At 74.5% G+C, this 19,067-nt stretch carries 20 protein-coding genes, 1 pseudogene and 1 riboswitch; of the genes and pseudogenes, 11 read left to right on the forward strand and 10 right to left on the reverse strand.

Annotated features, from left to right (window positions below; genetic code table 11):
• Positions 1 to 171 precede the first annotated feature (171 nt).
• The 6 genes from rpsF (at position 172) to ACI79W_RS17875 (ending at position 4,314) form a co-directional block, all read left to right on the forward strand.
• Positions 172 to 459 (forward strand): 30S ribosomal protein S6, encoded by a 288-nt coding sequence (rpsF, locus tag ACI79W_RS17850; RefSeq protein ID WP_236826531.1) that lies wholly within the window; start codon positions 172 to 174, stop codon positions 457 to 459.
• Positions 460 to 461: 2 nt separating this feature from the next.
• The gene (locus ACI79W_RS17855) at positions 462 to 944 is read left to right on the forward strand and encodes a single-stranded DNA-binding protein (protein ID WP_456563434.1); all 483 of its coding nucleotides are present in this window, start codon (positions 462 to 464) and stop codon (positions 942 to 944) included.
• Positions 945 to 1,033: 89 nt separating this feature from the next.
• Positions 1,034 to 1,270, forward strand: a complete 237-nt coding sequence (gene rpsR, locus ACI79W_RS17860) for a 30S ribosomal protein S18 (protein WP_073422051.1) — start codon at positions 1,034 to 1,036, stop codon at positions 1,268 to 1,270.
• Between the two features lie 11 nt (positions 1,271 to 1,281).
• Positions 1,282 to 1,728, forward strand: a complete 447-nt coding sequence (gene rplI, locus ACI79W_RS17865; RefSeq protein ID WP_456563435.1) for a 50S ribosomal protein L9 — start codon at positions 1,282 to 1,284, stop codon at positions 1,726 to 1,728.
• A 671-nt stretch (positions 1,729 to 2,399) separates the two neighbouring features.
• Positions 2,400 to 3,770: a replicative DNA helicase gene (dnaB, locus tag ACI79W_RS17870; protein WP_456563436.1), complete on the forward strand. Its 1,371-nt coding sequence runs from the start codon at positions 2,400 to 2,402 to the stop codon at positions 3,768 to 3,770.
• Positions 3,771 to 3,816: 46 nt separating this feature from the next.
• Positions 3,817 to 4,314: a hypothetical protein gene (locus ACI79W_RS17875; RefSeq protein ID WP_456563437.1), complete on the forward strand. Its 498-nt coding sequence runs from the start codon at positions 3,817 to 3,819 to the stop codon at positions 4,312 to 4,314.
• Between the two features lie 102 nt (positions 4,315 to 4,416).
• Here ACI79W_RS17875 and ACI79W_RS17880 read toward each other — a convergent pair whose 3' ends face one another.
• Positions 4,417 to 5,613: a fatty acid desaturase family protein gene (locus ACI79W_RS17880; protein WP_456563438.1), complete on the reverse strand. Its 1,197-nt coding sequence runs from the start codon at positions 5,611 to 5,613 to the stop codon at positions 4,417 to 4,419.
• A 28-nt stretch (positions 5,614 to 5,641) separates the two neighbouring features.
• Entirely contained in the window at positions 5,642 to 6,751 is a 1,110-nt protein-coding gene (locus ACI79W_RS17885) for a ferredoxin reductase (protein WP_456563439.1), read from the reverse strand.
• A gap of 92 nt (positions 6,752 to 6,843) precedes the next feature.
• On the opposite strand from ACI79W_RS17885, the gene ACI79W_RS17890 reads away from it, so the two are divergent.
• The 4 genes from ACI79W_RS17890 to ACI79W_RS17905 all read left to right on the forward strand — a co-directional run bounded on the left by ACI79W_RS17890 (position 6,844) and on the right by ACI79W_RS17905 (position 10,706).
• Complete coding sequence (locus ACI79W_RS17890; protein ID WP_456563440.1) at positions 6,844 to 8,073, forward strand: PucR family transcriptional regulator; 1,230 nt, start codon at positions 6,844 to 6,846, stop codon at positions 8,071 to 8,073.
• Positions 8,070 to 9,389: a CoA transferase gene (locus ACI79W_RS17895; protein ID WP_456563441.1), complete on the forward strand. Its 1,320-nt coding sequence runs from the start codon at positions 8,070 to 8,072 to the stop codon at positions 9,387 to 9,389. The genes ACI79W_RS17890 and ACI79W_RS17895 overlap by 4 nt, the downstream gene beginning before the upstream one ends.
• Before the next feature lie 31 nt (positions 9,390 to 9,420).
• A complete protein-coding gene (locus tag ACI79W_RS17900; RefSeq protein ID WP_456563442.1) occupies positions 9,421 to 10,308 on the forward strand; it encodes a hypothetical protein in 888 nt (295 codons plus the stop codon).
• A 113-nt stretch (positions 10,309 to 10,421) separates the two neighbouring features.
• Positions 10,422 to 10,706, forward strand: a complete 285-nt coding sequence (locus ACI79W_RS17905) for a hypothetical protein (protein WP_456563443.1) — start codon at positions 10,422 to 10,424, stop codon at positions 10,704 to 10,706.
• Positions 10,707 to 10,827: 121 nt separating this feature from the next.
• Here ACI79W_RS17905 and ACI79W_RS17910 read toward each other — a convergent pair whose 3' ends face one another.
• The 6 genes from ACI79W_RS17910 to thiM form a co-directional block, all read right to left on the reverse strand.
• A complete protein-coding gene (locus tag ACI79W_RS17910; RefSeq protein WP_456563444.1) occupies positions 10,828 to 11,442 on the reverse strand; it encodes a class I SAM-dependent methyltransferase in 615 nt (204 codons plus the stop codon).
• A gap of 101 nt (positions 11,443 to 11,543) precedes the next feature.
• Entirely contained in the window at positions 11,544 to 12,881 is a 1,338-nt protein-coding gene (locus ACI79W_RS17915) for a DNA polymerase IV (RefSeq protein ID WP_456563445.1), read from the reverse strand.
• A gap of 49 nt (positions 12,882 to 12,930) precedes the next feature.
• On the reverse strand, positions 12,931 to 13,602 hold the full coding sequence (locus ACI79W_RS17920; protein ID WP_456563446.1) for a TenA family protein: 672 nt from the start codon (positions 13,600 to 13,602) through the stop codon (positions 12,931 to 12,933).
• Positions 13,599 to 14,411, reverse strand: coding sequence for a bifunctional hydroxymethylpyrimidine kinase/phosphomethylpyrimidine kinase (gene thiD / locus ACI79W_RS17925; protein ID WP_456563447.1), 813 nt, complete (start codon positions 14,409 to 14,411; stop codon positions 13,599 to 13,601). The genes ACI79W_RS17920 and thiD overlap by 4 nt, the downstream gene beginning before the upstream one ends.
• On the reverse strand, positions 14,408 to 15,070 hold the full coding sequence (gene thiE / locus ACI79W_RS17930; protein ID WP_456563448.1) for a thiamine phosphate synthase: 663 nt from the start codon (positions 15,068 to 15,070) through the stop codon (positions 14,408 to 14,410). Before thiE ends, thiD begins: the two co-directional genes overlap by 4 nt.
• Positions 15,070 to 15,876: a hydroxyethylthiazole kinase gene (thiM, locus tag ACI79W_RS17935; protein ID WP_456563449.1), complete on the reverse strand. Its 807-nt coding sequence runs from the start codon at positions 15,874 to 15,876 to the stop codon at positions 15,070 to 15,072. The genes thiE and thiM overlap by 1 nt, the downstream gene beginning before the upstream one ends.
• A riboswitch (TPP riboswitch) is annotated at positions 15,870 to 15,963 on the reverse strand. Its footprint overlaps the gene before it by 7 nt.
• Before the next feature lie 227 nt (positions 15,964 to 16,190).
• Between thiM and ACI79W_RS17940 the strand changes: the two are divergent.
• Positions 16,191 to 16,421, forward strand: a pseudogene (locus ACI79W_RS17940) (DUF3291 domain-containing protein); the annotation flags it as partial.
• Positions 16,422 to 16,614: 193 nt separating this feature from the next.
• Here ACI79W_RS17940 and ACI79W_RS17945 read toward each other — a convergent pair.
• Positions 16,615 to 17,175, reverse strand: coding sequence for a hypothetical protein (locus tag ACI79W_RS17945; RefSeq protein ID WP_456563450.1), 561 nt, complete (start codon positions 17,173 to 17,175; stop codon positions 16,615 to 16,617).
• Between the two features lie 141 nt (positions 17,176 to 17,316).
• A complete protein-coding gene (locus ACI79W_RS17950) occupies positions 17,317 to 19,062 on the reverse strand; it encodes a helicase (protein WP_456563451.1) in 1,746 nt (581 codons plus the stop codon).
• Positions 19,063 to 19,067: the final 5 nt, after the last annotated feature.

The following is a 19,067-nucleotide window of genomic DNA, read 5'->3' on the forward strand; positions in this document are numbered from 1 at the left end:
ACGGGGACGGGGGTCCGTGTCCCCCGTCCGTGCCGCGCCTGGCCCGCCCGCCCCGGCCGCTGGTAGCCTGGAACAGCGCGTTCCGGCTCCTGCCGGGGCGCGCGACGCGTGTACGACCCTCCTGCTGCAGATTCCCTGCAGCCGCGAAGACCAGAGGAGGTGGGGTTCTCCGTGCGTCACTACGAATTGATGGTCATCCTCGACCCCGACCTGGAGGAGCGCACGATCGCGCCCTCGCTGGACCGGTTCCTGACCGTCGTCACCAACTCCGGTGGCACCGTCAAGACCGAGATTTGGGGCCGGCGTCGCATGGCCTACGAGATCAAGAAGCACGTCGAGGGCATCTACGCCGTCGTCGACATCCAGGCCGAGCCCGCCGCGGTGGCCGAGCTCGACCGGCAGCTCAACCTCAACGAGTCGGTCCTGCGCACGAAGCTGATGCGGCCCGAGGTCCACTGACCATGGCCGGCGAGACCGTCATCACCGTCATCGGCAACCTGACCGCCGATCCGGAGCTGCGCTTCACGCCGTCGGGCGCTGCCGTCGCGAACTTCACCGTGGCCTCCACGCCGCGGACCTTCGACCGCCAGTCGCAGGAGTGGAAGGACGGCGAGGCGCTGTTCCTCCGCTGCAACGTCTGGCGGCAGGCCGCGGAGAACGTGGCCGAGTCGCTGACCCGCGGCTCGCGGGTCATCGTCAGCGGACGCCTCAAGCAGCGCTCCTTCGAGACGAAGGAGGGCGAGAAGCGCACCGTCGTCGAGCTCGAGGTGGACGAGATCGGCCCCTCGCTGCGCTACGCCACGGCCAAGGTCACCCGCGCCTCGCGCGGTGAGGGTGGCGGCGGCTTCGGTGGCGGTGGCGGCGGCGGTGGTTTCGGCGGCGGCGGTGGCGCGAGCGACCCGTGGTCGACGCCCGCCGGTCCGTCGGACGAGCCGCCCTTCTGAAAGGACCCCTCTGCCCCCCACCGCTCGCACGCTCGCGGCGGGACCCTGCAGAGGGGCCGTTCCATTCCCTCACTTACTGGAGAACTCCGGTGCCCAAGCCCCCTGTTCGCAAGCCCAAGAAGAAGGTCTGCCAGTTCTGCAAGGACAAGGCGACCTACATCGACTACAAGGACACGACCCTGCTGCGGAAGTTCATCTCCGACCGCGGCAAGATCCGTGCCCGCCGCGTCAGCGGCAACTGCAGCCAGCACCAGCGGGACGTCGCCACGGCCGTGAAGAACAGCCGTGAGATGGCCCTGCTGCCCTACACCTCGACGGCGCGCTGATCATGAGCACGATGAAGCTGATCCTGACGCAGGAGGTCACCGGCCTCGGGTCCTCCGGCGACACCGTCGAGGTCAAGGGCGGGTACGGCCGCAACTACCTCCTGCCCCGCGGGCTGGCCATCGTCGCCACCCGGGGCGCGCAGAAGCAGGTCGAGTCGCTGCGCCGGGCGCGTGCCGCCCGCGAGGTGGCCTCGCACGAGGAGGCGCAGACGCTGGCCGGCCGCCTGTCCGGGCTGACCGTCCGGGTTCCGGCGCGCGCCGGTGACGGCGGACGCCTGTTCGGTCGCGTCACCACCGCCGACGTCGCCGCGGCCGTCACGGCTGCCGGCGGCCCGGAGCTCGACCGTCGCCGGATCGAGCTGCCCAGCAGCATCAAGACCACGGGCCAGCACACCGTCACCGTGCGGGTGCACCCGGAGGTCACCGCCCAGCTGACCATCGAGGTCGTCGCGGGCTGAACCACGCCCGTCCCGCAGAGGACCGGGCTGCACGAGGGGCGTCGGACGTGGGTCCGGCGCCCCTCGTGGCGTCTCCGGCCGCTGGCCACCTCCGGCCGTTGCACGCCGTGGGCGCCGCGACGGATCCCCCGGGCCCCCGGAGGCCGGGTCGGCACTCGCAGGGCCGCACGGGGCCGCTGAGGGGCTGCGGGACCCGCGCTCGGTGGCGGCGACCCCCGGGCGCCACCCCCGCTGCGCTGACGGTGGCGCCGCGCGCCCGCTCCCGCCTGGCCGGCGGCCGCCCGCGCACCGTTGTGACTCGTGGTGCGTCGCCCCCAAGTTTCTTCCGAAGTTTTTCCCGTCCACACGCGGTGGGAGTCGTCCGTGCAGGTCAGCGACGGCGAGCCCGGGGATGTGCGGTCGCTGTCCCCCGGCTCGTCCACATGTCGACACGCCTCCGTCCACCGACTTGTCCACAAGTTGTGCAGATCGGCGTGCACACCGGTGGTGGACGCGGCCTGCTGCGCTTCCTAACGTCCTCCCCGCCACCGAGCGGACGACGTGTTTGTCGGTCCCCTCCGGTAGGCAGGAGCCGAACAGGCGTTCGGCACGGCGCTGCCCGTCGAGCTCGCGTACTTCCCCTGCGCGCGGTGGTGATGCGGGCGCGCCCGCAAGGAGATGGAGGTACCCCCGTGGCGGTGGCCGACGAGTTCAGCCGACCGTCCGTGACGGCGCCGGAGTACGACCGGCAGCCGCCGCAGGACGTCGCGGCGGAGCAGTCGGTGCTCGGCGGCATGCTGCTGAGCAAGGACGCGATCGCAGACGTGGTGGAGGTCTTGCACGGCAACGACTTCTACCGGCCGGCGCACCAGGTGATCTTCGACTGCATCCTGGACCTCTACGGGCGCGGCGAGCCGGCGGATGCGATCACCGTCGCCGCGGAGCTCAACCGGACCGACCAGCTGTCCAAGATGGGCGGCGCGGTCTACCTGCACACGCTCATCCAGTCCACGCCCACGGCGGCCAACGCCGGCTACTACGCCGCGATCGTCGCCGAGCAGGCGGTGCTGCGGCGCCTGGTGGAGGCCGGCACCCGCGTGGTGCAGCTGGGCTACGGCGCGGCCGGCGGCAAGGGCGACGTCGACGACATCGTCGACCGCGCCCAGCAGGAGATCTACGACGTCACCGAGAAGCGCATGAGCGAGGACTACTCGCGCCTCGAGGACGTGCTCCAGCCGACGATGGACGAGCTGGACGCGATCGCCTCCCGCGGGGGCACCGCCCGCGGCGTCCCGACCGGCATCCGGGACCTCGACGAGCTCACCAACGGCCTGCAGGCCGGGCAGATGGTCGTCATCGCCGCCCGTCCTGGCGTGGGCAAGTCGACGCTGGGACTCGACATCGCCCGATCGGCCACGGTGAAGCACCAGATGCCGGCGGTGATCTTCTCGCTCGAGATGAGCAAGCACGAGATCACCATGCGCCTGCTCTCGGCCGAGGCGAAGGTGCCGCTGCACCACATGCGCGCCGGCACGCTGTCGGACGAGGACTGGGCGAAGCTGGCCCGTCGCATGGGTGAGGTAGCCGACGCCCCGCTCTACATCGACGACTCGCCGAACATGACGATGATGGAGATCCGGGCCAAGGCGCGGCGCCTCAAGCAGCGCAACGACCTCAAGCTCGTGGTCATCGACTACCTCCAGCTGATGACCTCGGGCAAGCGCGTCGAGAGCCGCCAGCAGGAGGTCTCGGAGTTCTCCCGCGCGCTCAAGCTGCTGGCCAAGGAGCTCGAGGTCCCGGTCATCGCGATGTCGCAGCTGAACCGTGGCTCGGAGCAGCGGCAGGACAAGAAGCCGATGCTGTCCGACCTCCGCGAGTCCGGCTCCATCGAGCAGGACGCCGACATGGTGATGATGATCCACCGCGAGGACATGTACGAGAAGGAATCCCCGCGGGCCGGCGAGGCCGACATCATGCTGGTGAAGCACCGCAACGGCCCGACCGCCAACGTCACCGTCGCCTTCCAGGGCCACTACAGCCGCTTCGTGGACATGGCCAACTGACGTGGCCGTCTCCAGCAACGGCTCCGCGGGTGCTACGGCCTACCCCGTGGAGTCGGTCGGTATCGACGGACGCCTGTTCTTCCAGGAGTGCGCGACCATCGTCTGGGACCAGGGCAGAGGCGCCTACGACTTCAACCCTGCTCTGGACGGTCACCCGGCTGTCTACCGCGTCTTCGTCCAGCCCAACGCCTTCTACGTCGGGGAGGCGCGAAACCTGGCCGACCGATTCCGCCGGCACCTGACCGAGGACGGTTCCGAAGTCTTGGCGGCCCTTCACCAGGCACGGGCTGCGGGCGTCCCCGACTCCGACCTGGGTCGTGTGGAGATCGTGTCGATGACGGCGACCGCATCTGAGTTGTTCGAGAACGACGACTACTCGAACCTGGAATTCCGACCCATCACCCGGACGCTCCCAGCGGATGCCGTGTACACCCGGCTGGCCGTCGAGGGCATGGCGTTGGCGGTGTCCGTGGAGATGTGGCCAGCGGGCCGTTGCCTGAACCGGTTGACCAGGAACGGGGAAGGCCTGCGGTATGTCCGTTGACGGCGCGGGCGCGTCGACGCCCTGAGCTCCAGCGTCAGAGGCCCAGAACCGGATCGGTTCTGGGCCTCTGACAATTCAACGCCTCACGACGTGGAAGCTCGGTCAGGCGGCGGCGCGCATCAGCTCGCGGCGGACCTTCTTGCCGCCGGTGGTCATGCGGACCAGCTTGACCACCTGCGCCGGCGCGTTCTTCGGCGTGGTCTCGGCCAGCCAGCCGTTGGGCAGCGAGAGCCGGATGACCTTGTGCCACGCGCTCGCGACCTGCTTGTACAGCGGGGCGGAGTGGTAAGTCAGGCCGTACCGGTCGAAGATGTCCTTCACCTTCGGGGCGATCTCGGCGTACCGGTTGCTCGGGATGTCCGGGAACAGGTGGTGCTCCACCTGGTGGCTCAGGTTGCCGGTCATGATGTGCATGGCCTTGCTGCCCGAGATGTTCGCCGAGCCCAGCATCTGCCGCAGGTACCACTCGCCGCGGGTCTCGCCGTCGATCGAGGTCTTCTCGAAGGTCTCGACGCCCTCGGGGAAGTGACCGCACATGATCACCGAGTGCGACCAGAGGTTGCGCACCACGTTGGCGGTGAAGTTCGCCGCCAGCGTCGGCAGGAACGACGGACCCGACAGCAGCGGGTGGACGACGTAGTCCTTGGCCGCCTGGTTGCGGATCTTCTTCAGCACCTGCTTGGCCGCGGCGCGGAACTTGGGGTCGTTGCGCCGCTTCTTGGTGGCCAGGTTCTTGCCCAGCTCCAGGTCGTAGGCGGCGATCCCGTACTCGAAGAAGCAGGCGTTGATGAAGTTCCAGAGGGGCTGCGCCAGGTACATCGGGTGCCACTTCTGGTCCTCGTCGACGCGCATGATGCCGTAGCCGAGGTCGTTGTCCTTGCCCACGACGTTCGTGTACGTGTGGTGCAGCTCGTTGTGCGAGTGCTTCCACTGCGCGGCCGGGCTGGCCATGTCCCACTCCCACGTCGTGGAGTGGATCTTCGGGTCGCGCATCCAGTCCCACTGGCCGTGCAGGATGTTGTGCCCGATCTCCATGTTCTCGAGGATCTTGGCGATCGAGAGGCCGGCGGTGCCGAGCACCCACGCCGGCGGGAACTTGGAGAACAGCAGGACGGCGCGGCTGCCCAGCTCGAGCTTCCGCTGCACGTCGATGACCGTGCGGATGTACTTCGCGTCGTCCTCGCCGAGGCTGTCGCGCACCTCCTGGCGGATCGTGTCGAGCTCCTTGCCGATGAGCTCGATGTCCTCGGGGGTGAGGTGGGCGATCGGGTTCTCGGGCTTCTTCTGCAGGACGGTCATCGTGGGAGCTCCTCTGTCTGGGGCTGGGTCAGTGCTCGATGGCGCAGGCGCCGGCGGCGGCGCTGACGCAGGTCTGGATGAGGACACCGTCGCCGACGTCCTCGGCGGTGGTGATCTCGCCGTTGCGCAGGTCGCGGACGGCACCCTCGCGGAGGGGCAGCACGCAGCCGTAGCAGATGCCCATCCGGCAGCCGCTGGGCATCAGGACCCCGGCCTCCTCGGCGGCGTCGAGGATCGGCGTGGCGCCGTCGGCCTCGAGCGTCGTGCCGTTCTTCGTGAACGAGACCGTGCCGCCCTCGCCGGTGACGAGGATGCGCGGACGGAAGCGCTCGGTGTAGAGCCGGTCGGCGATGCCGACCGACTCCCAGTGCTCCTCGAGCGCCTCCAGCATGCCCACGGGCCCGCACGCCCAGGTCGCGCGCTCGTGCAGGTCGGGGACCAGTTCGGCGATGGACCGGGCGTCGAGCATCCCGGCGCTGTCGGTGTGCTGCTCGATCAGCCGGATCCGGCCCTCGGCGGCCATGCGCCGGAGCTCCTCGCCGAAGACGACGTCGTCGGCGGTGGGGGCGGAGTGCACCAGGACGGTGTCGGCCAGCCGGTCGACGGAGTTGCGCAGGATGCCCATGACCGGCGTAATGCCGGAGCCGGCGGTGACGAACAGCGCCTTCGCGGGCACCTGCTCGGGCAGGCAGAACTCACCGGTGGCCTGGTCGAGCTGGATGATCGTGCCGGGCTGCACCCGGTGCACCAGGTGGTTGCTGACCTTGCCGTCGGGGATCGCCTTCACGGTGATGGTGAAGCAGCCGTCGGGGCGGTCGAGTACGGAGGTGATCGAGTAGGCGCGCCACTGGCGGACCCCGTCGATGTCGATGCCGATGCGGACGTACTGGCCGGGCACGTGCGGCAGCCAGTCGCGCCCGGGGCGGATGACGATCGACGCGGCGTCCCGGGTCTCCCGGTGCACGGCCTCGATCCGGCCGCGCAGCGCCGCCCCGGAGCGGAGCGGGTCGAACAGGTCGAGGTAGTCGACGGGCAGCAGCGGGGTGGTCACCAGCTCGGCGAACTTGAGCACCCGGTCGCGCAGCGCGATCCGCGCGGGCGGCCGGGCCGCGGCGGGGCGCGGGGCGGTTGCTGTCATGTACTCAGCTTTCCCAGCGCATGCACCAAATACCTGTGCCCTCGACGTGAATCGGGCGGTAGCTTCTGTCCCCGGTGAACAAAGGAGGCGCGATGGCGGAGGACCCCGCACCGTTCCCGGAGACCGTCGCCGAGGCGATGCGCGCGGAGCTGACGGCCGTCGCCGAGCGTGCGGTGGAGGAGATCATCGTCGGCGTCCCCAGTTACACGGACGCGTTCTCCGGCCCGATGGGCCGGAAGATCTCCACCGCGGTCGAGCTGGCCCTGCGGGGGTTCCTGCAGGTGGCCGCCGACGGGGGAAACGTGGACGCCGGGACCCCGGGCGGGCCGGTCGTCGAGGCGGCCTACGCACTGGGGCGCGGCGAGGCCCGCAGTGGTCGTTCGATGGACGCCCTCCTGGCCGCCTACCGGGTCGGCGCACGGGTGTCGTGGCGGGACATGAGCGCCACCGCCGTCCGCGCGGGCCTGGACCCCATGTCGCTGGCCCGGTTCGCCGAGCTGGTGTTCGCCTACATCGACCGGCTCTCCGCGGCGAGCGTCGCCGGCCACGCCGACGAGCTGGCCTCCAGCGGCCGGGCCCGCCAGCGCCTGCTCGAGCGGCTGGCGCGCGGCCTGCTCACCGGCAGCCCGCACACGGAGCTCGCCGAGATGGCCCAGCGGGCGGAGTGGTCCCCGCCGCGCACGCTGACCGCCGTGCTGCTGCCCGAGGGCCGGGTGCGCGGCACGCTGGTCTCCCTGGACCCGCGCACCCTGGCCGCGACGGAGGACCTCCCGGGGCTGGAGATCCCGGGGGAGCTGGCGGTGCTGCTCGTGCCGGACGCCGACGGCGCCGCCCGCGGCGCGTTGCTGCGCGGGCTGGCGGGCCGTCGTGCCGTGGTCGGCCCCGCCCGGCCCTGGTGGGCCGCGCAGGCCTCGTACGGCCGGGCGCTCCGGGCGCTGCGGCTGCACGTGGCCGCGGAGGACGACGGGCCGCTGGACACCGACGCCCGGCTGGCGGAGCTGGTCCTGCGGGCCGACGAGGAGGCGCTGGCCGATCTGCGGGCCCGGGCGCTGGCGCCGCTGGAGGCGGTGGGGGAGGTGGCGCGCGAGAAGCTCACGGAGACGCTGCGGAGCTGGCTGCTCCACCACGGCCGGCGTGACCAGGTCGCCGCGGCGCTGTTCGTGCACCCGCAGACGGTCCGCTACCGGATGACCCAGCTGCGCCAGCTCTACGGGCGCGGCCTGGAGGACCCGCAGACGGTGCTGGAGCTAACCATCGCGCTCGGCGTCCACCCTGCACCACCGGGTGAGGCGCCGTCCCGCGCGCCCGGTGGGCTCGGGTGACCCTTCCGCCGGGCGCGGCCCGGCTGGTCGAGGAGGTGGCCACGGCGGTCGGCGCCACGTGGGACGCCGGTGCGCCGCTGCTGCACGGGCGGACCGGGCTGGCCGGCCGCCTCGACGTCCCGGGGATCGCGATCGGCGCGGTCGCCGCGCAGCTGCTGGCCGCCCGGGCGCTCGAGGACACCTCGCCGCGGCCGCTGCACCTCGAGGCCGGGCACGTGGCCGCGTCCTTCGCCGGCGAGCGGCACGTGAGGTTTCACGGGAAACCGGGCGGGGGCGGGTTCGCCCCGCTGTCCCGGTTCTGGCGGACCGTCGACGGCTGGATCCGGCTCCACGGCAACTACCCGCGGCACCGCGCAGCCGCGACGGCGGTGCTGGGCGAGGACGTCGCGTCCGCCGCGCTCGGGTGGCGCGCCGAGGAGCTCGAGGCAGCGGTCGTCGAGGCAGGCGGCGCGGCGGCGGCCGTCCGCAGCGCCGCTACCTGGTCGGCCCTCCCCCAGGCCGCGGCGGTGCGCGAGCAGCCCCTCGTGGCGGTGGCGCGCACCGCCGAGCACCCGGGGCGCCGGAGCGGGCTGCGGGGGCTGCGGGTGCTCGACCTGACCCGCGTCATCGCCGGACCGGTGGCCACCCGGGCGCTCGCGGCGCACGGGGCCGACGTCCTGCGGATCGACAGCCCGTGGGGCCCCGACGACCCGGATCTGCTGCGCGACACCGGCGCCGGGAAGCGCCACGTGCTGCTCGACCTGGCCGACCGGCACGACCGCGCGCTGGTGGAGGAGCTGGTGGCCGCGGCGGACGTCGTCGTGCAGGGCTACCGGCCCGGCGCGCTGGACGCGCACGGCCTGGACCCCGGCTCGCTGGCCGAGCGGCACCCGCACCTGGTCGTGGCCCGGCTCTCGGCGTGGGGGACTCGCGGCCCGTGGGGGAACCGCCGGGGGTTCGACAGCCTGGTGCAGGCGGCGACCGGCATCGCCGCGGTGTACGGCGACGGGAAGGCGCCCGGCGCGCTGCCGGTTCAGGCGCTCGACCACGCGACCGGGCACCTCGCCGCGACCGCCGTCCTGGGCCTGCTGGCCCGCCAGCGGGACGAAGGCGGCGCCTGGTGCGCCGAGCTCTCGCTGGCCGGCACGGCGCACCGGCTGCTGGCGACCGGGCCCGGTGACGAGCAGCCCGGCCCGCCGCCGGACCCGGCGCCGTGGCTGGTCCAGCTGCCCTCGCCGGCCGGCCCGGTGACCGTCGTCGGCCCGCCGGGGGCGGCCGCGTGGCCCACCGGGGCGTTGCTGCCGCCGAGCACCCGGCCCCGGTGGCTGCCCCGCTGACACCGTCGGCACCGTGGGGGAGGCTCACGCGGTGACCGTCGACCTGACCGCTGCCGCCGGCTTCCTCGCCACGGCCGGGCGCGTCCTCGACCGCCGCCGGTTCGAGCTGCTGTTCACCGGGGGTGCGCAGGAGCCCGTCCTCGCCGCCGTCGACGGGTACCGCAACGCCGACGGTGGCTACGGGTGGGGGCTGGAGCCGGACCTGCGCTCGGCCACCAGCCAGCCGGGCGGGGCCCTGCACGCCCTGGAGGTGTTCGCCGACGTCGGCGCCGCGGCCACGGGGCGGGCGCGGGAGCTCTGCGACTGGCTGGCGACGGCGAGCCTGCCGGACGGTGGGCTGCCGTTCGCCTTGCCGGTCCCCGACCCGGCCGCGTGCGCGCCCTTCTGGACGAGTGCCGACCCCAGCCGGTCCTCGCTGCAGATCACCGCCGTCGTCGCCGCGACGGCGCACCAGGTCGCCGCGGCGGACCCGGCCGTGGCCGGGCACCCGTGGCTGGACCGGGCGACCGGCTACTGCCTGGACGCCGTCAGCCGGCTCGACGGCAGCGCGCACGCCATGGAGCTGGCCTTCGCGGTGCGGTTCCTCGACGCCGCCGCCGAGGCGCGCCCGGAGGCCGCGGACCTGGTCGAACGGCTGGGGGCGCACGTACCGGCGGACGGTCTGCTGCACGTGGCCGGGGGTGCGCCCGACGAGCACATGCGCCCGCTCGACTTCGCGCCGCTGCCCGGCGGGCCCGCCCGCTCGCTCTTCCCCCCTGCTGTCGTGACCGCCGAGCTCGACCGGCTCGCCGCGGGCCAGCAGGACGACGGCGGGTGGGCCGTCGACTTCGACAGCTGGTCCCCCGCGGCCGTCCTCGAGTGGCGCGGCCACCGGACGGTCCAGGCGCTGCTCCTGCTGCGGGCCAACGGTCGCCTCTGACCGCACGGACCCCCGGGGAACTGCCACCGGGCTCCCAGGCCGGTGCCATGCGCGACGGCGACCGTCGTCCTCGAGCGGTCCACCAGGGGCCGACGGTCGAGAGGAGCAGGTTCATGGAGCACACCACTGCGGACGATCAGCCGGCCCGCCGCGAGCGCATCGGCGGCCACGCCTGGGTGCGCACGGTCGGGTTGGTCGGCAGCGGGCTGGTGGCCGGCGGGATCCTGGCCGGAACCATGACGGCGACGGCGGCCGAGGAGACGGCCACCCCGGAGACGAGCCAGGAGCAGGCGACCGTGGCGCCGGAGGACTGCCCCGAGGGCGCCGGTGGGAGCGTCCTGCCCGGCGGTGGCACCGACGCCGTCACCCCGGAGAGCAGCGCCAGCTCGGCGGCCTGAGCGCGGGTGGGCGGACGCGTGGAGAACGCGTCCACCCATCCGCGGAGCAGGCGGGCTCCGGACACAGGGGTGCCGTGCGGTCCGCCGATGACCCCGGCGGGCCGCACGGTGCCCGGGCTGCTCAGGCGGGGCGGAGCACGGCCACCAGGAAGTCCGCGTCGGGCGTGAACGGCCGCAGGTCCCAGGTGGAGAGCAGCAGGTCCGGGGTCCAACCCGCCGCCCGTGCGTCGTCCAGGAACTCGTCGAAGCCGTAGCCGCGGCCGGCGCCGAAGCCGATGACCGCCCGGCCGTCGGGGTCGATGTGGGCGCGCAGGCGGCGCAGCACGGCGCCCCGGGTGGACGGTGCGAGGAACGCCATGACGTTCCCGGCGCTGACGATCGCGTCGAAGGGCTCGTCGATGCCCAGCGCCGGCAGGTCCAGCTCGGCGAGGTCGCCGACCAGCCACCGCGGGCCGGGGTGGTCCTCCTCGGCGGCCGCGATCAGCACCGGGTCGACGTCGACGCCCACCACCCGGTGGCCGACCTCGTGCAGGTGGGCGCCGACGCGGCCGGGCCCGCAGCCGGCGTCCAGCACCCGGGAGCCGCGCGGCAGCATCGCGTCGACGAGCCGCGCCTCCCCCACCAGGTCCATCCCCTGCTCGGCCAGCGTGCGGAACCGCTGCACGTAGGCGGCCGAGTGGGAGGGGTCCTCCTGGGTCATGCGGGTCCAGGTGCTGGGTTCGGGGCGTTCGGCCATGCCGCCGTTCTACAGGGCGGGCCGCTCGGTGCGCTCAGCGGCCGGAGGGCGGATCGTCGAGCAGCACGCCCGGCCCCACCGGGAGCGGGTCGCCGCGGTGATCATGAGGGGCGCCTCCAGTCGGGTGGGTCGGCGGGCTGCAGCGCCGGGTCGTCGGCGGCCAGCGTGCGCACCGGTCCCGGCGGCGTCAGCGGCCCCTCGAAGCGCACCGTCACCCGGCCGAGCCCGCGACCCCACACCCAGCCCCGCCCGTGCTCCTCGTGCCGCACGTCCTGGCCCGGCCACCACCGTTTCTCGACCGGCAACGGCGGCTCTTCGGCGGCCTCCGCCTCGGGCGAAGCGGTCTCGTCCGGCTCCTCCTCACCGGTGGTGAAGAGGTCGCCCTGCGCGTAGAGCGACAACCCCGAGACGCCGACCCCGAGCAGGCGCAGCCCCCCGCCGGTGCCGGCCTCGGTGAGCAGCCGGCGGGCCGTGGCCGCGATCACCCGGGCGTCGTCGGTCGGCTGCGGCAGCGTCTGGGAGCGGGTGATCGTCGTGAAGTCGTAGCGGCGCAGCTTCAGCGTGACCGTGCGCCCGGAGTAGGCGGCTGCGCGCAGCCGGCTCCCCACCCGGGCGGCCATCGAGTCGATCTCCCGGTTCAGCACGGACAGGTCGGTGAGGTCCCGCTCGAAGGTCTCCTCGTGCGAGACCGACTTCACCTCCCGATCGGGGACGACGGCGCGGTCGTCCTCGGCGCGGGCCAGCGCGTGCAGCCCCGCGCCGTGCGCCCGGCCGGCGAGCGCGACCAGGTCGGGCAGCGACTTGGCGGCCAGGTCCCCGACCGTCCGCACCCCGACCTGATGCAGCCGCTCCGCCGTCGCCGGGCCGACGCCGCCGAGCCGGGTGACCGGCAGCGGGTGCAGGAGGTCGAGCTCACCGCCCGGCGGGACGACGACGAGGCCGTCCGGCTTCCGCAGGTCGGAGGCGATCTTGGCCATCAGCTTCGAGCGGCCGATGCCGACCGACCCGGTGACCCCTCCGGTGGCGCTCGCGATCCGCTCCTTGAGCCCCTCGGCCAGTTCCGTCACACCGGAAACCGAGAGGTCGTGGCCGGGGCCGGCGGCGAGGTCGACATAGGCCTCGTCGATCGATACCGGCTCGACGAGCGGGGAGAGCTCGCGGAGCAGGTCCATGACGACGTCGGAGGTGCGGCGGTAGGCGGCGAACCTGCCACCGAGGAACGCCGTCCCCGGTGGGCACCGTCGGCGCGCCTCCGCGGTGGACATCGCCGACCGCGCCCCGTAGGCCCTCGCCTCGTAGGACGCGGTGGCGACGACGCCCCGGCCACCCACGCCGCCGACGACGACCGGCCGGCCGCGCAGCGAGGGCTTGTCGCGCTGCTCGACCGCGGCGAAGAAGGCGTCGAGGTCCAGGTGCAGGATGCTCGCCTCCCGCCTCATGGCACCGATGATCGCCCGGCGGGCGGGATCGGCGGTGGCCGCCCCCTGCTCAGACCGGGACGGTCCAGCTCTCGCGGGCGTGAGCGGCGCGCCAGAACTCGAGCTCGTACCGGGTCGCGACGGCGAACGCGGTCAGCATCGCGCCCTCCTGCCCGGGGGCCGAGCGGGCCGCGGCGTCGGTCAACCGCCGGGCGGTGGCGGTGGCCGCCTGGAACGGCGCCGCGTCGTACGTCGCGATCCACCGGCGGTAGGGGTGGCCGGCGGCCGCCCGCACCACCGGCGCCAGGCGGGCGCCCACGTGGCCGTACACCCAGTAGCAGGGCAGGACTGCCGCGGCGGCGACCGGGTAGGGGGCGGTCGCCGCCGTCGCCACCAGGTAGGAGGTGTACGCCAGGCAGGTCGGCGATGCGACCGGCGCACCGTCGGGCTCCCCGAGCACATCGGTGCCGAGCAGGTCGGCGTGCAACTGTGTCTCCACCGCCCCGCAGTTCTGCGCCGATCCGGCCCAGAACGCGGCCGCCTCCGCGTCGGGTGCGCGGGCCGCGAGCAGGGCCAGCGCCCGGGCGTAGCCGCCGAGGTAGAGGGCGTCCTGCTCCAGGTAGTGGCGGAACGCCTCCGGGGCGAGGCTGCCGTCGGCCAGTTCGGCGAGGAAGGGCAGGCCGTCGATCGCCCGGCGGAGCTCGGCCGTCGCCGCCCAGGCCCGGTCGCAGAACCCGGTCACGCGGGCCAGATCCCGGCGAAGTGGTGCACCGGACCGTGGCCGGCGCCGATCCGCAGCCCGGCGCCCGCGGCGAGCGCCCGCTGCAGGTAGTCGCGGGCGGGCTCCACCAGGTCCGCCCAGTCGGGTGTCCCACCGGCGTGGGCGGCCAGCGCGGCCAGCGCCGAGGAGAGCGTGCACCCGGTGCCGTGCGTCGCCGTCGTGTCGATGCGGGGCCGCCGGCTCTCGGTGGTGCCGGCGGTGGTGGCGAGGACGTCGACGCTCTCGGGGCCGCCCAGGTGGCCGCCTTTCAGCAGCACCGCCCGGGGCCCGAGGGCCAGCAGCGCCGCCGCCTGCTCGTGCAGCGCGGCGACGTCGGCCGCCGGTGCGGTGCCCAGCAGGGCGGCGGCCTCGGGCACGTTGGGGGTGACGAGGTCGGCCAGCGGCAGCAGCTCGGTGCGGACGGCGGCGACCGCGTCGTCGTCGATCAGCCGGTGGCCGCTGGTCGCCACCATCACCGGGTCGCAGACGACCGGGTCGGGGCGCCGTTCGGCCAGCGCGGCGGCGACCGCCCGGACGACGTCCGCGCTGCCCAGCATCCCGAGCTTGGTGGCGTGCACGTCGACGTCGTCGAGGAGCGTGTGCAGCTGCTGGGTGACGAACTCCGCAGGGACCGGGTGGACGCCGGTGACGCCGCGGGTGTTCTGCGCGGTGAGCGCGGTCAGCACCGCCGTCCCGTACGCGCCGAGTGCGCTGAAGGTCTTCAGGTCCGCCTGGACGCCCGCCCCTCCGCTGGGGTCGCTGCCGGCCACGGTGAGCGCGGTGGGCGTCATCGCGCACCCACCGGGGTCAGCTCCGCGCGCAGCGCCGCCGCCGCGGCCCGCGGGTCGGCCGCCGTGCAGATCGCCGACACCACGCAGACGCCGTCCACGCCCGTGGCCGCCGCGTCGGCTGCCCGGGCGGCGTCGATGCCGCCGATCGCCACGGCGACCAGCCCCGCGGCCCGCGCGGTCGCGGCCAGCTCCCGGACGGTGGTGAGGCCCAGCCCCGGGCCCGCCTCGGGCTTGGTCGGCGTCGCCCAGACCGGGCTCAGGCCGACGAGGTCGACCGTGCCCGGCGGGAGGCGGAGCGCGGCCGCGAGGTCCTCCGTGCTCTCGACGGAGAGCCCGACCAGCCGGTCGGGCCCGAGCGCGACCCGCACCTCGGTCACCGGCAGGTCCTCCTGCCCGACGTGCACACCCGAGGCGCCGGCCAGCAGCGCGACGTCCAGCGCGTCGTTCACCACCACCGCCACGTCCGGCCGGTCGGCGAGCGCCGCCTGCACCGAGCGGGTCAGCGCCAGCAGCTCCCGGCGCGAGGCCTGCTTGTCGCGCACCTGGACGGCGGTGACGCCACCGGCGACCGCGGCGCGCACGACGTCGGCCACCGGTCGCGGCCGGCAGAGCTCCGTGTCGGTGACCAGGTAGAGCGTCGGGTCGAACGACGGGCGCATCACGCGCTCCGCACGTCCGCCGCGGCGAGGTCCTCGGGGCCGACGACATCGAGGGCGTCGAGCCACGCCGCCGCGAAGGTGCCGGGGCCGGTGGCGGTCGAGGCGGCCCGCTCCGCGGCGAGGGCGACGTGCGCGTGAGCGGCGACTGCTCCGGCCAGCGGATCACCGGTTGCGGCGACGTAGGCGGCGACCAGCGCCCCGAGCGCGCACCCGGCGCCCGTGGTGCGGGTCAGCAGCGGTGAGCCGCCGCCGACCCGGACGGTCCGCCTGCCGTCGGTGATCAGGTCCACCTCGCCGCTGACGGCCACCACGCCACCGGTGCGCCCGGCGAGTGCCGCGGCGGCGGAGGCGGCGTCGTCGGCGCCCGCGGTGCTGTCCACCCCGCGGCCACCCGAGCCCACCCCGCTCAGCGCCATGATCTCCGAGGGGTTGCCGCGGACGACGGCGGGGCCGAGCGTCACCAGCTCGCCGGCCAGCGCCGTCCGGTAGGCGAGGCCGCCGACGGCGACCGGGTCGAGCACCCACGGGGTGCCCGCAGCCGCAGCCGACCGGGCGGCCAGCCGCATCGCCTCGGCGGTGCGCGCGTGGACCGTCCCCACGTTCACCAGGACGGCGGAGGCGACGGCGGCGAAGTCCCCGGCCTCCTGGGGCGCGTCGACCATCGCCGGCGCGGCGCCGACCGCGAGCAGGGCGTTGGCGGTCAGCGTCTGCACGACCGTGTTGGTCAGGCAGTGGACGAGCGGGGCGTGCTCGCGCAGCGCCGTGCGGGCCGCGCGCAGGTCGACGACTTCCACAGCATCGGACATGCCGGTGACATCCCTTCGCCAGTGCGAACTGGAGCAGGTTCGGCGGGTGTGATCTCAGTCCCGGGCGGGACACCCCGTGCCACGTACGGGAGCGAACCTAGCGCAGCCGGCGACCGGTGTCCCGCGCGGTGCGAGCACGCTGACCCGGGCGGGTGCCGATCGCCTAGGTTCCGGCGCGCGGCCCACCACCTCGCGCAGGTCAACGTCTCCCGGCTGCTCGCGCCGCTGGAGAGCCCGGTGCCGGCCGACTTCATGGCCGCGCTCGACGAGGTCAACGCCGAGGACGGCAACGCCACCTCGGTCCAGGCCTTCGGCTGGGACGCCGCCGGCAGCCACGGCGTGATCGGAACCTCACCGTCTGGCGCGACGTCGAGTCGCTGGCCGCTTACGTGTTCGGTGGCCGGCACCTGCAGGTCATGCGGCGGCGCCGCGAGTGGCTCCACCGCGCCGCGGAGGCCACCACGGCGCTCTGGTGGGTCCCGGCCGGCACCTTGCCCACCACCGAGGACGCCGAGGCGCGGGTCCGCCACCTGCGGGCCCACGGCCCCACCCCGGAGCGTTCACCTTCCGCAGCCACTTCCCGCCGCTCGAGGGGCCGTGGCGCCGTCGACGGACGCCTGGGTCTGCCCCGCGTGAGGTTGCTGCTCACCTCCGCCGGGCTGTGCCACCCGTCGCTGGTCGCGGCCGCAGAGGAGCTGGAGTGGGAAGTCGCCAGCCCAGCAGCGGCCGGTCCGGGGGTCAGCCTGCGGGGACGACGACCACAGCCTCCATCGGCCCGCCGCATTCCTCGGTGCCCCCCACGCGGCTCCAGGACAGGGATTCCGCGACCGCAGCCTCCGGGCCCTGCGGCCCGAGCACCCTCACCACCACGGACCCCGGCATCGCCATCACCGGCAACCTCGCGGTCGAGCCGACCAGCGCACCCGACACCTCGCGGGTCAGCTCGTCATCGTCCCGTTGCACGAGACCGCAGGGCTCCTCGCATCGGACCTCCACGGTGTGCCCCTCGGCCGCGGACCAGTCATCCGCCAACTGCACGATGAGCGTGCGGCCGTGGTCGACGGCCGGGCAGATCCGATCGGTCCCACCGGCTCTGGCCTCCGGCGAGCCTCCGGGGCGCGCCCCGCCTTCCGGCGTCCCGGCACCGCACCCGGTCGTCGTCAGGACGACCACGGCGGCGGTCACCGCCACGGTCAGGGCAGTCACGGCTGCAGCGCCGCGGCGAGCGACCCGGGCGGACCGCTGCCGCGCCGCCGGCATCCACTCTCGGCGTGGACCGTCCTCGTCCGCGATGTGCACGTGACTCCCTCCGCCGCACCGACCCCGCCGCCAGCCTCGGCTGCCGAGGCCGCCCCGCCAGGTCCCCGGACGGGCGGCGGGCCGGCCATCGCGTCCGGCCGAGAGCGCGTTCTGCCAGCCGGCAGGCACCTGCTGCCGCGCTCAGCCCTCGGTGAGCGCGGCTGCGGGCAGCCAGTCGGCGTCGAGCAGCTCGGCGATCTCCTGCAGCGCGGAGGTGTCCGCCCCTGCCGTGGAGCCGCTGACCGCCAGGCGCTCCACCATCACCCGGGCCACCTGCTCCTCCACCGTGTCGGCGGCGAAGGCCACCCGCCACGGCGAGGAACGCCCGTCGCGGTGGGTGCGCCCGGTGACCTGCCGGGCCTGGATGCCGGAGAACCGCGGCTGGTGGAACAGCCCCACGCGCGGGGTCTCGGACGCCGTGGACCCGCCGGGCAGCAGCTCGCCGGCGTGCAGGCTGATCGAGGCGGTGACGGTGAAGACGCAGACCGCGGCCTCCCCGCGCTGGAAGCGCAGCCGCTCGGCCTCGACGTCGAACCTGTCGCGGCCGTAGATGGAGGCCACCGGGATGCCGGCGTCCAGCAGGGCCTGCCGGATCGGATCGGCCGCGGTCTCCACGAACTCGACGGAGACGGCCACCTGCCGCTCGGCCTCGACCTGGGCCTTGACCCAGTCGACCGTCGCCTGCACCCGGATCAGCCCGGCTTTCTGACGGAACCGGAGCAGCGCTGCCCGGCCCCGGGCGGTCTGCCGGCCGCGCCGCGCCAGCTGCATCTCGGCCCGGAACTCCGACCACTCGGCCTGGTACTGCGCCCGCTCGGCGGGGGTGAGCAGCACCGGTGTGCCGGTCACCGTCACCGGTCCCCAGGGCGCCGGGCGGTGCAGCGTGGCGGGCGGGTCGGCGTCGGCCAGCCAGGACTGCAGGCGCGCCAGGTCGGCCCGGCGCTCGTCGGCCTCCTCGGTCCACTGCCAGCCGTAGCGCCCACGTTCCACGTGGAACGTGTGCCGCTCGAGCGCCTTCGGGAGGTCGACCCAGTCCCTGAACGACTCGCCGTGCCGGGCGGCGAACTCGGGCGCGAGGTACGGGAGCTCCAGCGGCGTGTGCGCCGGGGTCGCGGTGGCGGCCAGCACGTACGGGGTCTGCTTGACCCGCGCGGCGCCGGAGACGGCCTTCCAGTGCTTCCACCGCTGCGTCGTCGTGTGCCGCACCATGTGCGCCTCGTCGGCGACGACGACGTCGAAACGCAGCTTCGCCACCTTGCCCAGCCGGTCCCAGGTGGTGACGCACCAGCGCAGCCCGCCGTCGCCGAAGCCGGCGATCGAGCGGGCCCAGTGCGGGATGGTGATCGCGGCCGGGCGGTCGGCGATGACCAGCACGGTGCGGACCGGCCGCTGCGCGGCGATCTCGTGCACCGCCAGGATCGCCGTCCCGGTCTTGCCCACCCCGGGGTCGTCACCGAGCAGGAAGACCCGGCCCCCTGCGGCGGCGTGCGCGGCGACGACCGCGGCACCCTCCTCCTGCTGGGCGCGCGGCACCAGCGCGGGGGTCACCGGCAGCGGGCGCGGGGTCTCGTTGAGCTCGTCCTCCAGGAAGCGCTCGAGGCTGTACGCGGGCGGGTCGTAGGGCGCGAGCTCGGGCGGCAGTTCCGCACCCACCCACACGTGCGCCTGCAGCCCGGGATGCCAGACGGCGCCGGGCGCGGGGGCGCGGAAGGGCACGGCGAGCACCCACACCCGCTCCCCCGGCCCGGCGGTCGGCAGCCCCGGTGCGGGCTTGCGCGGTGCCGGCCTGCGCGCGGTCGCCTTCCGCGCGGTCGCCTTGCGCGTCGTCGCCGCCGTCGTCCGGCGGGTGCGCGTGCTGCTGGCCGCGCTCCGGCGTCGTCCTGGCATCTGCA

The organism is Blastococcus sp. SYSU DS0533 (assembly GCF_054050775.1).